Consider the following 15,498-nt stretch of genomic DNA (forward strand, 5'->3'; position numbering starts at 1 on the left):
TTGTTGATAACTTCTATGAAAAAAGATTGATACTTATCAATTTTAGAACTAAATTTGAGCATGTATTAAAAAATATACTGATACAAATTATATCAAATCATTTATAGCATGAATTTTGACCGCCTTAAAGAAAAACTTGAAATCCTTGCTGATGCTGCCAAGTATGATGTTTCATGCTCATCAAGCGGAGGAACAAGAAAGAATAAAAAAGGGGCTTTAGGAGATAGTTCCGTAAGTGGGATTTGTCATACCTATACCGAAGACGGCAGATGCGTTTCTTTACTCAAAATTTTATTAACCAATCACTGTATTTATGATTGTGCTTATTGTGTATCCAGAAGTTCAAATGATATAAAAAGAGCTGCTTTTACGGTAGAAGAAGCTGTAGACCTTACTATTAATTTTTATCGGAGAAACTATATCGAAGGTTTATTTCTGAGTTCAGGAATTTTTAAAAATGCAGATACAACAATGGAGCGTCTTGTAAGAGTTGCTAAAAAACTGCGTCTGGAAGAGAACTTTAACGGATATATTCATCTAAAATCTATTCCGGGAGCTAGTGACGATCTGATGCAGGAAGCCGCTATGTATGCAGACCGATTATCCGTCAATATTGAAATTCCTACGGAAAGCGGATTAAAATTGCTGGCTCCTGAAAAAAACAGGCAGGATATGATTAGTCCTATGAGATACATTCAAAAAGGGATTATCCAATATCAGGACGAGAAAAAGATTTTAAAGAAGGTACCTAAGTTTGCGCCTGCAGGGCAATCTACTCAAATGATTGTAGGTGCTACTAACGAAAATGACCTGCAAATCATCAAAGTGGCAGATCATTTTTATAAAAACTTCAATCTAAAAAGGGTATATTATTCCGGATATGTTCCTGTTTTAGAAGACAACAGGCTTCCTTCTCTAACTACTGAAGTTCCCATGCTTCGTGAAAACAGGCTTTATCAATCGGATTGGCTCATGAGGTTTTATGGTTTTAAAGCAGAAGAAATTTTAGATCCTAATATCCCATTTCTTGATCTGGAAGTGGATCCCAAACTGAGCTGGGCTCTACGACATCTGGATCAGTTTCCGGTGAATATTCAGACCGCAGACTATCAGATGATTTTAAGAATTCCTGGAATTGGAGTAAAGTCGGCACAAAAAATTGTGAGTGCCAGACGTTTTCAGGTTTTAAACCTGGATCACTTGAGACAATTAGGAGCTTCCGTAAACCGGGCTAAATATTTTATTGATTTTAATGCAGGAAATCCCTTTTTAAAATATTTAACCCATCAAAATTTGAAGAAACTGTTGATGGGAGGCCGTTCTTCGAAGTTTCATAATCAGTTTTCGCAACAACTGACTTTGTTTTAGTTTAAACACAAATATTTAGACTAATGATCACAAATTATGAAAGCGCAAAGACATCACCATCAGAATGACAAGAAAAACTCAATAGCTATATTTTAAAATTACTATATTATATATGACCACTCTACTTTATGATGGCAGTTTTGACGGTCTTTTCACTGCAATATTCGAAGTTTTTGAATATCGCTATAGAGATGTGGAAATTGTGAATAGGGAAAGGTTTCATCAGAAAAATATTTTTGCAGAGACTCATGAAGTCATCACTCAAACTGATAAATCTGAAAGGGTCTTAAAAAAGTTAGAACAAAATCTTGGGAAACAAGGCGTGCATAAATTCTTAAAAGTTTTCTTATCCGAAGATTCTGAATTGGAAAAAGTAATACTATCAGCCATAAAACAATCTGTAAAAAATCCTGATAAAAACATCCTGGAAAATTATACTGATACTAATATCATGAAAATTTCCAAAATCTGTAAATCTGTAGACAGAGAAAGTCATAGAATGACAGCTTTTGTCCGGTTTGAAAAAATGCAGGATGATATTTTCTTTTCGAAAATAGACCCTGATTTCAATGTGCTTCCTTTAATCAGAAAACATTTCAGTGATCGTTACCAGGATCAGAAATGGATGATCTATGATTTACGAAGAAATTACGGAATCCTTTATGATCTGGAAACCTCTGACTTCTTTTATCCGGAGGAAAAATTAGAGATCAAGAATTATCAGGATAAGTTTCATGATGAGGAAAAGAATTATCAAACACTTTGGCAACGATATTTTACCAAGACCAATATTGTTGAAAGAAAAAATCTGAGACTACATGTACAGCATGTTCCCAAAAGATATTGGAAGTATTTAACTGAGAAATGGTGATCTTAATTTGGATTACTCAAATCTACAATTCCATGTTGTGAATAACTTTTTTTAACCACGGATGACACAGATTGACACAGATGTTTGCTTTTTAAGCTGAAATTTTAGGTGGGAAAAACCTGAGAAGGTTTTTAATTCATATTCTGACATTGTGGATAACTTTTTCGGCTCGATTTATTAGATTTATTTTTGAAGAACCTTTTAACAGGAGTATTTTATAACCAATTAGATTTGTGACAGATATTGTATTAGTTATTCTACAATCCCATATTGTGGATAACTTTTTTAACCACGGATCACGCAGATTGACATAGAGAATTTTTAAAATGCTTACATCTGGTTTTCTGTCATTTTATCCTTGTCAAGGTTTATAACCTTGACAAGGATAGATAACTTTTTAAACCACGGATGACACAGATTGACACAGATGCTTGCTTTTTAAGCTGAAATTTTAGGTGGGAAAAACCTGAGAAGGTTTTTAATTCATATTCCGACATTGTGGATAACTTTTTTGGCTCGATTTATTAGATTTATTTTTGAAGAACCTTTTAACAGGGATATTTTATAACCGATTAGATTTGTGACAGATATCGTATTATTTATTCTACAATTCCCTATTGTGGATAACTTTTTTAACCACGGATCTCGCAGATCGACACAGAGGATTTTTAAAATGTTTACATCTGGTTTTCTGTCATTTTATCCTTGTTTATCCTTGTCAAGGTTTATAACCTTGACAAGGATAGATAATTTTTTAACCACGGATGACACAGATTGACACAGATGTTTGCTTTTTAAGCTGAAATTTTAGGTGGGAAAAACCTGAGAAGGTTTTTAATTCATATTTCGACATTGTGGATAACTTTTTTGGCTCGATTTATTAGATTTATTTTTGAAGAACCTTTTAACAGGGATATTTTATAACCAATTAGATTTGTGACAGATATCGTATTATTTATTCTACAATCCCATATTGTGGATAACTTTTTTAACCACGGATCATGCAGATTGACACAGAGAATTTTTAAAATGCTTACATCTGGTTTTCTGTTATTTTATCTTTGTTTATCCTTGTCAAGGTTTATAACCTTGACAAGGATAGATAACTTTTTAAACCACGGATGGCACAGATTGACACAGATGTTTGCTTCTTAAATTCAGATTTTGAGTGGGAAAAATCTAAGCATGTTTTTAATTCATCTTCCAAAATTGTGGATAACTTTTCCAAATGAGGCAATTAAATCTATTTAAAAGAATCATTCTGGCATACAAAATACACGTAAATCATTAACTTAAAGCAATATATAAGCACAAATCAATTTACAACTTTTTATTGTGGATAACTTTTATTTACGAATGGTACGTAAGGCTCTTTTGACAATATATTGAGTTTCCTTTGTGTTACTTTCCCTGAGCCACTCATCGCAGATTTCCACTACAAATTCCGGTTGGGATTTGCTGGCATCATTCAACCAATTGCCCACGCTATCCTGTACATATCTTGAAGAATCTGATTTTAATGGCTCTAAAATTTCCAACCCTAATCCAGGATTTTGTTTTAATGCATCAATATGCTCACACCACACCCCTCTCGGTCTTGTAGATTCACTGGAAAAGCGTCTGATATTTTCATTCTCATGTTTCGTCCATTCTGATAAAATAGAAAAGGATTCTTTAAGATTCTTTGAAATATCCGGACGCACCGTCATCCAACAGATTTCCCTTACTCCAAAGTGAGTGTCAGCAGCAAAGGATTGAATCTTTTTAAACTTTTCTTCAATCTTAAAAGCATTGTTCCGTCCAATCGTGTAAGCAGCCCAACAACGAACCAAGTCTGCCGGATGTGTGGATAACTTTGAAAGAAATTCTGCATCCTCATTTTTAATCACAAAATCAAGAATTCCCAATCCAATAGTTTCATTGATGGTATTAACTGTTTGCTTTTTCAATTGATCTACTCTACTCAGAATGGTTTGCAGATATTCTGTCCGGTTGTTCTGTTGTAACAGGTTCTCCAATAGCAGCCTCTGATCCACTGCCAGCCATTCTGTTAGATTAGCTGTTTCAATTTCTCCCCGGTTCAATTGGATTAAAATATCAGCAGGAATATCTTTAATGGAACGGGCTCCTTTTCTTTTTTCCATCATAATGCTTGTATTAATTCTTCCACATCTACTCTATTCATGTAATTTACATCTAAAAATTTATATGTAATCACATTATTTTTATCCACCACAAAAACAACTGGAACCGGTAAAGTATTATCATTATTTTTATTGAAATCAGAAAGATGTATTCCAAGATTTTTATAATAAGAAAGTACAAAATCCTGCAACTGAAAAGCTATCCCTAATTTTTCAGCAAAATTATTATCAACATCCGTTAATACTTCAAATTCAAGATTATTTTTTTCTGTCATGCTTAAAGAATAATCCGGCCTTTGTGGAGAAACAGCCATTAAAGTAGCACCTTTATCTTTTATTCGGGAAAGATTGTCCTGTAAAAATTTTAATTCCAGATTACAATAAGGACACCAGCTTCCTCTATAAAAGGCTAAAATCATTTTTCCGTTTTTAAGAATATCTTCAGAATTAATTATTTTACCCAAAGCATTGGGCAATGAAAACTCAGGCATCTGATCTCCAATCTGAATACTATTTTCTTCTATTCTCTTTGTTTTCAAATCTTCAATAGACTTTCCAAATGCATTCAATATTTCCTGAGGAAGCTGTGAAGATAATTCCTGATTCAAATGTTCGATCTGCTTTGCCAGTGTATTCATTTTTTTAAATTTTATTATTTTTACAAAGGTCTAAAAGCGTTTATAAATAAGCAATAACGCATATTTTTCACCCATAGGGATAAAAAAGTCAATTATATGGAAATAAAGGGAAGAGCTGAAGAAAATAAAATCTGTCCATTGGAAGTTGCTGTTAATACCATCAGCGGAAAATGGAAAATTCCCATTGTTTGGCAGATTAATGAGGGAAAGAAACGTCCAAGTGAGTTTTTGCGTGGAATTGCGAAAGTAGACCGTAGAGTTCTTAATCAACAACTGACAGAAATGGTTGAAGATGGCATTCTGACGAAACAATCTTTTAATGAGCTCCCTCCAAGAGTTGAATATACATTAACAGAGCTTGGTGAAAAGTTGGTTGCCATTCTTTGGCAGCTGAATAATTGGGGAAAGCTCTTAATTCCTGAAGAGAAGGATATAGAAGGCTCAAATTGATTTTAAACCTTTCTGATTTTTTTATTCTGCTTCATATAAATTTTGTTGTTGGATTAATGTAAAGGCGCAAGATTATTTTAAAAGTTTATTTTATTAAGGCGCAAAGATTTTATCATCGATAAAATTGTATTCTGCAAAAATATGCATTTATAATAGCTATGAATAAACGAATAATCTTAATACCTAAAAACTAGGTAGTTATATTTTTAATCAATAATTTCTAAACAATAAGTATCATTCAGAAATTATTTTATTTGTGTATTCATGACAAAAAAACTGTGGAAATAAAAGCTTAGGCTTGATATTTCAACATTTCACAAAAAATCCCATATTTGTAAGCGAATCACATGAATATGAAAAGAATTATTTCAGGAGTGGCGACTACCATGGTTTTATTGGGCTGTACCAAAGATAAGACACCATCAAATCTCACTTCTCAAGATACAAAGGATATAACTATTGAAAGTTCTGTACAGATCAATAAAGATAAAAATACAATCTGGGAAAGATTTTCTCCTCCTAAAGGTTATCAATGGCACAAAGAAAAACCTGATTCGTTCGGATATTTTATTGAAAATTTTAAATTGAAACCTTATGGAAGTCAGATTTTAAGATATGATGACTCTCCTATTTCCACACAACATCTTCATGAAGCTGTTTTTGATATTGATACGGGAAATAAAGACCTCCAACAATGTGCAGATGCAGTGATTCGTCTAAGAGCTGAATATTTATACAAAATCAAAAAGACGGATGACATTAAGTTTCATTTTACGAGTGGTGACTTGCTTAGCTGGAATGATTATAAAAATGGAACAAGAGCTTTCGTCAGTGGTAATTCTGTAAACTTTAGAAAAACAGCTGGTTTTGATAATTCTTATCAGAATTTCAGAAATTATCTGGATCTTATCTTTAATTATGCGGGAACTATTTCCTTAAATAAGGAAACCAAACCGGTCTTAAAAAACTCAGATTTAAAAACCGGAGACATTCTGATCACTCCGGGAAGCCCGGGACATGTGGTTTTTATTTCAGGTGTCTGTAAGAGTAAGGAAGGGAAAAAATTATTTTTATTAAGCGAAGGATTTACACCGGCTCAATCTATACATCTGTTATCCAACCCTTTTCAAAAAAATATTTCGCCATGGTATGACCTTGACGTGGACAGTTCTGAGGCTAAAACAGCACGGTATATTTTTAAACCTACAAATTTCAGACGCTTTTAATTCTATATATTCAAAACTATTGAAAAGTTACTGCGATAATCTGAACTTGTTTTTGTAAATTTGTGTTCGAAATTTTTTACTAGATGAAAGAGAGTGCTGTAAAAAAGATTGCAGTTCTTACTTCAGGAGGAGACGCTCCAGGTATGAATGCAGCATTAAGAGCGGTAGTAAGAACCGCCAATTACTATAATATTGAATGCTACGGGGTAAGGGAAGGCTACAATGGCCTTATCAGCAATGATTTTCTAAAAATGGGAGCCCGTTCCGTAAAAAATATAATCAACCAAGGTGGAACAATTCTAAAGTCTGCCAGATCTACTGAATTCAGAACTAAAGAAGGCCGTCAGAAAGCTTATGATAACTGTGTAAAGCTGGGTATCGACGGATTGGTATGTATTGGTGGAGACGGAACTTTCACCGGTGCCAAGATCTTCAGCGAAGAATTCGGAATCAGAGTAATCGGTATTCCGGGAACTATTGACAATGATATTTTCGGAACGGATAATACCATCGGATATGACACTGCGTTGAATACTGCTATGGAAGCAATTGACAAAATCCGTGATACCGCAACTTCTCACAACAGAGTCTTCTTTGTGGAAGTAATGGGCCGTGATGCTGGATTTATCGCTTTAAACAGTGGTTTGGCTACAGGTGCTTTAGATATTTTAATTCCTGAGAAAAAAGACAGTATGGATGATCTTTTTACAAAGTTCAGAAAAGCTGAAAAAACAGGAAAAGCATCCAGCATTGTAGTGGTAGCAGAAGGTGAAAAGCTAGCCAATGTTTATGGGTTGGCAGAAAAAACAAAGGAAATATTCCCTGACTATGACATTCGCGTAGCCGTTTTGGGACATATGCAGAGAGGAGGATCTCCTAGTTGTGCAGACCGGGTATTGGCCAGCAGACTTGGATATGGTGCAGTAGTAGGATTAATGGATGGACAGAACAATGTAATGGCAGGAATGCGTTCCAACGATGTGGTGTATACCCCTATTGAAGAAGCCATTAAAAAACATAACGAAATCAATAAAGACCTAATGTTGATTTCAGAAATTTTAGCAATCTAATTATTTTTATAAATCTAATAAAAACAAACTATTATGTCAACAATTAAAGTAGGTATCAACGGTTTTGGTAGAATTGGACGTCTTGTTTTCAGAGCAATGACTGAAAGAGACAACATTGAAGTTGTAGGAATCAATGACCTAATCAATGCAGAATACATGGCTTACATGTTAAAATATGACTCTGTACACGGTATTTTCCCAGGTGAAGTTTCTGTAGAAGGAAATGATCTTGTTGTAAACGGAAAAAAAATCAGAGTAACTGCTGAAAAAGATCCAAGTAACCTAAAGTGGGATGAAATTGGTGCAGATTACGTAGTAGAATCTACTGGTTTATTCCTAGATAAAGACAGTGCTGCAAAACACATTACTGCTGGTGCTAAGAAAGTAATCCTTTCTGCTCCTTCTAAAGATGATACTCCAATGTTTGTAATGGGTGTAAACCACAAGGAACTTACTGATGATATCAAAATTTTATCAAACGCTTCTTGTACTACAAACTGTTTAGCTCCTTTAGCTAAAGTAATCCACGATAACTTCGGAATCGTTGAAGGTTTAATGACAACTGTACACGCTACAACAGCTACTCAAAAGACTGTTGATGGTCCTTCAATGAAAGACTGGAGAGGTGGTAGAGCTGCTCTAAACAACATCATCCCTTCTTCTACAGGTGCTGCTAAAGCGGTAGGAAAAGTAATTCCTTCATTAAACGGAAAATTAACAGGTATGTCTTTCAGAGTACCAACTGTTGACGTTTCTGTAGTAGATTTAACAGTGAGAATTGAAAAAGCGGCTTCTTATGAAGAAATCTGTTCAGTAATCAAAGCTGCTTCTGAAGGTGAATTGAAAGGTATCCTAGGATATACTGAAGAGGCTGTAGTATCTCAGGACTTCGTAGGAGATAAGAGAACTTCTATCTTCGACAAAGACGCTGGTATCATGCTTTCTCCTAACTTCGTGAAACTTGTTTCTTGGTATGACAACGAAATGGGCTACTCTAACAAGTTAGTTGATATGCTTGTACACGCTGCTTCTTTATCATAAGTAATGAGCGATAAGCAATGAGTAATATAAAGCCTTCCCGATGGGAAGGTTTTTTTGTTTTATCTATTTTATTGATTATTTGTTTTTGGTATGTCTGTATCAAAATCGTTATTAAAGTTAAGTCCCCATCGCAAACCTAATGTGGCTATCATATTATCCTTATTTTCAAAGTTTTTACCAAAACCACCTATTAAACTGACATTATCATTAATCCTGTACATTATACTGCCAACACTTCTGTAATCTTCATCATCACCAAATCTTTGAATATACTCATAGCCAAAACTCAATTTATTGAATTCAAAGTTCAATTTACCGCCAATGTCATAAAATGAGTTATTACCATAAGTGCTACTCGCTTTATCAAATTTCATCTTATCAACAATATATCTGTTTAGCAAAAACAGCTTAAGATAATTTTTTTCTTTCTCATTTTTATCTTTATTCAAATCAATGTTATAATTCATAGTAAGCCATGCACCTAGCCTACCAAACCTCCCGGAAGAAAAATCTTTATTATCCCAAAAATGGTTATAAGCTCCGGCAAAATCAATTGAAAACTTAGGCTTCATCTCTGATAAATTAACAATAGTTTTCTGAACCTCTTCCATTGCTTTTATATTATCCTGACTAAATTTTGCTCTGTCAAACTTAAGTGTAACAACATCAGCTTTAAATTTTTTATACAAACCTACAAGAAATTTCTTATTATTATCAAAACTCTTTTCTCTACCTGATGATACACTATCAATTTTTTTAATAATACTTTTCAAAGGAGCTATATCTAGAGAAGAATCCTTAAGTTTCAATAAGATATTTCTATAAGCAGTAGAAAATTCTTTAAATGAGGATGCATTCTCCATATCAGTAATATTTCCGATAATTGGTCCTTTTTCGTCTTCCGCTAATTGAATGAGTCTTTCATATTCAGCATTATTCAATAAATTTAGTATCCAAATCTTATCTGTAAGGGATACCAGATTTTCATCATATTTTTTGCTCATCACTCTGAATAAATTGGTTCTATAGCCAATAGAAACATTTTGGACAGTATCAATTTTAATAAAAGCAAAAGAGATAGCCTGATTATGTGTAAATCCCGAATATCTTTCATCTTTAAAATACTGATATATGTCTGTATTTCTTTTAAATATCCAATAAGGATTAAATTCTACAGCATAATTTTGGGGCAGTGCGTTATCTTTAAAAGAATTAATAACTGAAAGTCCAAATTCTTTTATCGTCTTTGGATTTTCAATTGAAGTAACATTCTGATCCAGCAAAACAACAGCAGGTGTTGTAGGAAGATCCAAATTTTCCAACTTAACTGTATTACTTATTTGAGAAAAACTTTTCAAAAACAGAAAACAGAAAATAAATAGTAATTTCGCTTTCATTGTGTTCTAAATTATATCAATACTTAATCTCGCAATCTTATTTACTATATCATTTAAATGATAATTCGAATGATTGATAAAAGGAGTATTTATATCATCATCCTCTACCAATGAACAGGTAACCTCAATGTTTTCTGTATGTGAAAGCAATGTATCAATATTCAGTTGTTTACCTACAAAATTCGCTGTTCGCCCAAGTTTATACCAACTGTATTTATCTGGAGGAATAGAACCATTACTGGCTTGTGGTGATGATTGTGTTATAATTACAGCACCTGGGTATATCGTTATAAATGTTCTGGAATAGAGCAATGAATTAGCTCTTACAATAACTTTTAGATATAAAAAAGTATTGTCAGCCTGTTGTGTTTGAAATGTTGCCATGATTATTTGTTTTTCAGGTTAAAGTTTTTTGATTGAAAATAAAGCAGAATAGAAAGCTTCAACCGTAAACAAAAGAGTTTAGAAATTGAGCTTCCATGGTCATTAGTTTCACATAAAGCTACAATACTTTGTTACTAAATGAAATACCACAAAAGGGTGATTTTTTTCAACATAATTTTATTATTTTTATGAAAACATCAGCCATGGATAAAAAATTTATAACTCAGGCTAAAAAACCACATTTTCTGACCAGAGTGTGGAACAATTATCCGGAACTTCTTCAGAATGAAAACACAATGCAGTCTGTTCCTTCTATTGAGCGCATTATTGGAGAAGTCTTTGCTCCCGGAAGATTTTATCATTACATCATCAATTTTGCAGACAGTACCATTTACAACCATCATGAAGATATTCTGAAAATACATGGGCTAAACAAATACCCGATACATCTCAAAGAAATCATAGACCTCATCCATCCTGATGATCTGGAATTCGTGATGGAAGCAGAAAGAATGTGCATGGCAAAAATGATAGAGATAAATGCTTCTGATCGTCTTTCAGAACTTAAATTCAGCTATTGTTTTCGGATGAGAACTTTCAAAGGGAACTATGAACTTTTTCATCATCAGTCTTTGCACACGTATAGGGATGAAAGTGACCGCGTTTTGCAAGCCATTAATATCCATACCAATATTGAGCATATCACCCATCAGAATTCTTACACCGTTTTAATCTCCGGAATTAATGGTAGAGAAGATTTTCATCAGATGCAATGGCAAAAGGATGATAATATAACAGACCCTATCCCTGTCTATTTTACGAAAAGAGAGGTTGAAATCATCACTTATCTTGCAAAAGGCTATTCCGCTGGAAAAATCTCTGAACGATTAAATATTTCCGAAGAAACAGTAAGAACCCACAGAAAAAATATTCTAAGAAAATCCAATTGTAAAAACTGTTCAGAGCTTATTAAAATGGCTTTTGAATGGGGATATTTATAAGACCTCACTTTCAATCCTGACAAATCTCACCAGCTAACTTCAGCATAAAACTTGTACTTTTATATATCTAAGGAATGAACAATGATACAACCCCGCTTTAAAGATGCTCTGCATTTCAAAAACTTTTGGGAAAACGGTAACGGAAAACAACTGATTGCGTTTTCCGGTGCTCAAGTGAGCTTCAAAGATTTTGAACGATACGCTCCCTTCTTCTATCATGTGGATGAAACCGGGGATGCAGTAGTAAAAGAAGTTTATTTTACTAAAAAATACCATGAAGCATCAAGGGAAATTGAAGGGTACATTCGAAATGGAGTTTCTGAAAATGATAATGTTCCTGAAAGTATAAAAAAATTGTTCGCCCAAACTCAGGAAATTCCCGATTGGCTAGATTACAATTTATTAAAAAGCGGCGCTGAGCTCTGCATGAGAAGCAATCTTGATTCTTTAATTTCTTTGAGAGATTACTGCCTGATTGGAGGCTATGATTATGCCTACCTCAACAAACCATTGATTGTTACAGAAGCGTTGAAAAAAGGAGCTGTGAAACGTCTTTCAGAAACCCTGGATTTCTGGGTGAATGCTACCCGCTATAATGCATTGGAAATTCATGCGAAAGGATATGAGTTTGCGATAAAAACCCGCCTGATTCATTCCTACGCGAGACTTTCCATCAAAAAACATTACAAAGACTGGAATACCGAGAACTGGGGAGAACCCATCAATTCATGGGATATGATGGCTACCTATATTGGTTTTAGCCTCGTTTTTCTTCATAGTCTTCAAAAATTAGGAAATACTTTTTCTGTTGAAGAAGAACAGGGAATTTTTCACCTGTGGAAATACGTGGGATATCTGCTTGGAATCCCTGAACAGCTTCTTCCTGATGATAAAAAACAGGCTACAGAATATTTTTATTTATGGACATCCATTCAGCCTCCATCTGATAAAGATTCTGTTCTTTTAGCCCATTCTTTACTAAATGAGTCACTGGAAAACCCAATTTTAAAATTTGAATTTCAAAGAAAAAATCTGAGGTATCTGCATATCTGCTGTACATGGTTCCTGCTGGATGATGAAGTTTGTAAAAGGCTTCAAATTCCGGAAGTCTCTAACAAAAAGTTATTTCCAAAATCAAAAATATTTTTCAATAGAATGTATGATCGTCTCGTAAGCCGAGATACCAGAATAAAGAGAGGTAATAAAGAACAGATGAAAGTTTTAAAAGATTATCTGAATATCACTAAAAATTCAAATTTTCATTAGTACACCATTTTTTAGGAAATTTTCCTGTTCCTGAAACTCCAGATCAAATACAATAAAAATAAAATAAACCATACGCCAATGACAACGCTGATGAAAATTTCTATGATGGAAGGGTGAAGATAATTTGGCTTGTAGAACAGACGATCAAGAGTTGCAAATTTATCTTTTAACTGGCCTCTTTCGTAAGTATTCCGTATTGCATTCAGAGGCTCCTCCTGGTGATCCCGGTAATAAAATACATCTTTGGTGAGATCTTTCGGAACTATCTGCGATTCTATATCATATTTTTTTAAAAGGACATCCAATCTCTGAAATGAGTAAAGTAATGAGTCCTGATTATATTTGTAAAGCAAATTGTACCTTTTGACTGCATTTTGATACTGCTGTTTCTGTTCAGGAATATTGTGCAATGGAAAAAACAAAAATTTATTTTCAAGAAAAATACACATTTTCTCGTCATATTGAGGATGTACCTCTTCTCCTTTAAATATAATTTCGGTACTATCCCCTATCTCTTTTTTAGAAATAATTCTTTTTTCCAACTCTTTATCATCAAGCCCAAGAAAATCAAGCGCCAATTTCTTTTTATTGTTGATTTTTTTATGATCAGCACTTAATATTGTTAGCGTATCAATACTGTAATATTTGGATTCTGTTGTATAATACTCCTTATTACCCGGATCGTAGTACAGCGTATCTCTCTGTTCAATCACAGGATAAGGTTTGGGATATAAAATATTTTCCGGATTAAATAGTTTCTCAGAACTGTAAGAAGTATAGTTATATAAAAAAGGCTGTAAGACATTCAGCAACGTTTTGTCTTTATTGAGATCCTTTTCAGGGAGTACAGTTCGTAGTTTTGCATTGAATCCAAAACTGTAACTGATGAAAAAGGTCAGGGACAAAAAGGACACCAACAGAAGTATTAAGCCTATTCCTAGATTTTTTGAAAGTCCATTTCTTTTTTTAGAATGATTTCTAAGAAGAAAAATAACAAAGAAAAACAAAAAAAGACCGGATACGAAAACATGAGAAATAGAGACATCATCGTAAAATTTGAATCTGTAAAATTCAGTATAAATATTAATTCTTTTAAGACCCACAAATTTTATATATCCGTAAATGAAGTAAGCCAAATGTATGACAACTAATACAGCAAAAGATTTAAGCAGGAATCGTTTTAATTTTCTGTCCATAGTATGAGATCTTAAAAAATAATGTTTTAAGATAAGCATTATTTTATATTGAATGGATAAAACTCTGGTTGTACCCATCAATATAAAAAGTGTTATAATCATTAAAAAAACAAGCTAACTCAATAAGTAGTAAAGACTATAACTTCCAGAAATCATTCATGTGATATTAACTTTCAGCGCCCAGCTTTCTACTTCTAACAATAACTTTCTTATCTTAAATTTATTTTTCCAATATTTCTCAATACCAGATTCTGCATCTCCTTCGTTATGAATAACATCAGCTTTAAAATTTTATCATTTTTTAACTCTAAAAACCAGTTTCAGGGATAAATAATATTAGTTTTTGATCTATAAATTATGTATTTTTGAGAAATTATTTTAATAGAGATGAGTAATATTGATGATAAGAAAAAAGCACTTGCACTAGTGCTTGACAAGCTAGATAAAACATACGGGAAGGGAACGGTAATGACTTTAGGTGATGCTTCTATAGACAATACAATAGAGGTAATTCCTTCCGGATCTTTAGGATTAGATATCGCATTAGGTATAGGAGGATATCCAAAAGGAAGAATCATTGAAATATATGGACCTGAATCTTCAGGTAAAACTACATTAACACTTCACGCTATTGCTGAAGCTCAAAAAGCAGGTGGTATTGCTGCATTTATTGACGCTGAGCACGCTTTCGACAGAACTTATGCTGCAAAACTAGGAATCGATTTGGAAAACCTTATCATTTCTCAGCCGGACAACGGAGAACAGGCTTTAGAAATTGCTGATAACCTGATCCGTTCAGGAGCTATTGACATTGTTGTTATTGACTCTGTTGCTGCCCTTACTCCAAAAGCAGAGATTGAAGGAGAAATGGGAGATTCTAAAATGGGGCTTCATGCAAGATTGATGTCTCAGGCATTAAGAAAGCTTACAGCTACTATTTCAAGAACGAAATGTACTGTAATTTTCATCAACCAGTTGAGAGAAAAGATCGGTGTAATGTTCGGTAACCCTGAAACAACTACCGGTGGTAACGCTCTTAAATTCTACGCTTCTGTAAGAATTGATATCAGAAAAGCAAGTGCTCCAATCAAACAAGGTGACGAAGCTATCGGAAGCCGTGTGAAAGTGAAGATCGTGAAAAACAAAGTAGCTCCACCTTTCAAACAAGCAGAATTCGACATTATGTACGGTGAGGGAGTTTCTAAAGTAGGAGAAATTCTTGATACTGCAGTTGATATGGGAATTGTAAAGAAAAGTGGTTCTTGGTTCAGCTATGAAGAATCTAAACTAGGCCAAGGGCGTGATGCTGTAAAAGATGTTTTAAAAGACAATCCTGAACTTGCCGAGGAATTGGAAAACAAGATCAAAGAAGAGTTGAAAAAACAAATAATAAAATAAAAAAACGGTCTGAATTACAGACCGTTTTTATTTATTATACAAATATTT

Annotated in this window: 14 protein-coding genes; 9 read left to right on the forward strand and 5 right to left on the reverse strand. The window is 33.6% G+C overall.

The window, feature by feature from the left end:
• Window positions 1-108: 108 nt before the first annotated feature.
• Window positions 109-1,368 (forward strand): putative DNA modification/repair radical SAM protein, encoded by a 1,260-nt coding sequence (locus CHSO_RS21875; RefSeq protein ID WP_045500855.1) that lies wholly within the window; start codon window positions 109-111, stop codon window positions 1,366-1,368.
• 112 nt (window positions 1,369-1,480) lie between these two features.
• Window positions 1,481-2,239 carry a TIGR03915 family putative DNA repair protein gene (locus CHSO_RS21880; RefSeq protein WP_045500857.1) on the forward strand — a complete coding sequence of 253 codons (759 nt, stop codon included), beginning with the start codon at window positions 1,481-1,483 and terminating at the stop codon, window positions 2,237-2,239.
• Between the two features lie 1,346 nt (window positions 2,240-3,585).
• Here CHSO_RS21880 and CHSO_RS21885 read toward each other — a convergent pair.
• Together CHSO_RS21885 and CHSO_RS21890 are read right to left on the reverse strand one after the other, a co-directional pair.
• Complete coding sequence (locus CHSO_RS21885; RefSeq protein ID WP_045500859.1) at window positions 3,586-4,383, reverse strand: DNA alkylation repair protein; 798 nt, start codon at window positions 4,381-4,383, stop codon at window positions 3,586-3,588.
• Window positions 4,383-5,021 carry a peroxiredoxin-like family protein gene (locus CHSO_RS21890; RefSeq protein ID WP_045500861.1) on the reverse strand — a complete coding sequence of 213 codons (639 nt, stop codon included), beginning with the start codon at window positions 5,019-5,021 and terminating at the stop codon, window positions 4,383-4,385. The genes CHSO_RS21885 and CHSO_RS21890 overlap by 1 nt, the downstream gene beginning before the upstream one ends.
• 96 nt (window positions 5,022-5,117) lie before the next feature.
• Between CHSO_RS21890 and CHSO_RS21895 the strand changes: the two genes are divergently transcribed.
• The 4 genes from CHSO_RS21895 to gap all read left to right on the forward strand — a co-directional run bounded on the left by CHSO_RS21895 (window position 5,118) and on the right by gap (window position 8,808).
• A complete protein-coding gene (locus CHSO_RS21895; protein ID WP_045500862.1) occupies window positions 5,118-5,471 on the forward strand; it encodes a winged helix-turn-helix transcriptional regulator in 354 nt (117 codons plus the stop codon).
• A gap of 353 nt (window positions 5,472-5,824) precedes the next feature.
• A complete protein-coding gene (locus CHSO_RS21900; RefSeq protein WP_045500864.1) occupies window positions 5,825-6,697 on the forward strand; it encodes a DUF4846 domain-containing protein in 873 nt (290 codons plus the stop codon).
• A gap of 83 nt (window positions 6,698-6,780) precedes the next feature.
• Entirely contained in the window at window positions 6,781-7,767 is a 987-nt protein-coding gene (gene pfkA, locus CHSO_RS21905) for a 6-phosphofructokinase (protein ID WP_045500866.1), read from the forward strand.
• A gap of 33 nt (window positions 7,768-7,800) precedes the next feature.
• Window positions 7,801-8,808: a type I glyceraldehyde-3-phosphate dehydrogenase gene (gene gap / locus CHSO_RS21910; RefSeq protein WP_045500868.1), complete on the forward strand. Its 1,008-nt coding sequence runs from the start codon at window positions 7,801-7,803 to the stop codon at window positions 8,806-8,808.
• Window positions 8,809-8,876: 68 nt separating this feature from the next.
• On the opposite strand, the gene CHSO_RS21915 is transcribed toward gap, so the two are convergent.
• Both CHSO_RS21915 and CHSO_RS21920 read right to left on the reverse strand, forming a co-directional pair.
• The gene (locus CHSO_RS21915; RefSeq protein WP_045500870.1) at window positions 8,877-10,205 is read right to left on the reverse strand and encodes a hypothetical protein; all 1,329 of its coding nucleotides are present in this window, start codon (window positions 10,203-10,205) and stop codon (window positions 8,877-8,879) included.
• Between the two features lie 6 nt (window positions 10,206-10,211).
• Window positions 10,212-10,589: a hypothetical protein gene (locus CHSO_RS21920; protein ID WP_045500871.1), complete on the reverse strand. Its 378-nt coding sequence runs from the start codon at window positions 10,587-10,589 to the stop codon at window positions 10,212-10,214.
• A 203-nt stretch (window positions 10,590-10,792) separates the two neighbouring features.
• Here CHSO_RS21920 and CHSO_RS21925 point away from each other — a divergent pair, with 203 nt between their 5' ends.
• Entirely contained in the window at window positions 10,793-11,590 is a 798-nt protein-coding gene (locus CHSO_RS21925) for a response regulator transcription factor (RefSeq protein ID WP_045503147.1), read from the forward strand.
• 81 nt (window positions 11,591-11,671) lie between these two features.
• Window positions 11,672-12,856 (forward strand): oxygenase MpaB family protein, encoded by a 1,185-nt coding sequence (locus CHSO_RS21930; protein ID WP_045500874.1) that lies wholly within the window; start codon window positions 11,672-11,674, stop codon window positions 12,854-12,856.
• Between the two features lie 11 nt (window positions 12,857-12,867).
• Here CHSO_RS21930 and CHSO_RS21935 read toward each other — a convergent pair whose 3' ends face one another.
• The gene (locus CHSO_RS21935; RefSeq protein ID WP_045503150.1) at window positions 12,868-14,052 is read right to left on the reverse strand and encodes a hypothetical protein; all 1,185 of its coding nucleotides are present in this window, start codon (window positions 14,050-14,052) and stop codon (window positions 12,868-12,870) included.
• A gap of 387 nt (window positions 14,053-14,439) precedes the next feature.
• On the opposite strand from CHSO_RS21935, the gene recA reads away from it, so the two are divergent.
• Window positions 14,440-15,450, forward strand: a complete 1,011-nt coding sequence (gene recA, locus CHSO_RS21940) for a recombinase RecA (RefSeq protein WP_045500876.1) — start codon at window positions 14,440-14,442, stop codon at window positions 15,448-15,450.
• The last annotated feature ends 48 nt before the right edge of the window (window positions 15,451-15,498 follow it).

The sequence above is a fragment of the Chryseobacterium sp. StRB126 genome (assembly GCF_000829375.1).
In the GTDB taxonomy this organism is placed as follows: Bacteria; Bacteroidota; Bacteroidia; order Flavobacteriales; family Weeksellaceae; genus Chryseobacterium.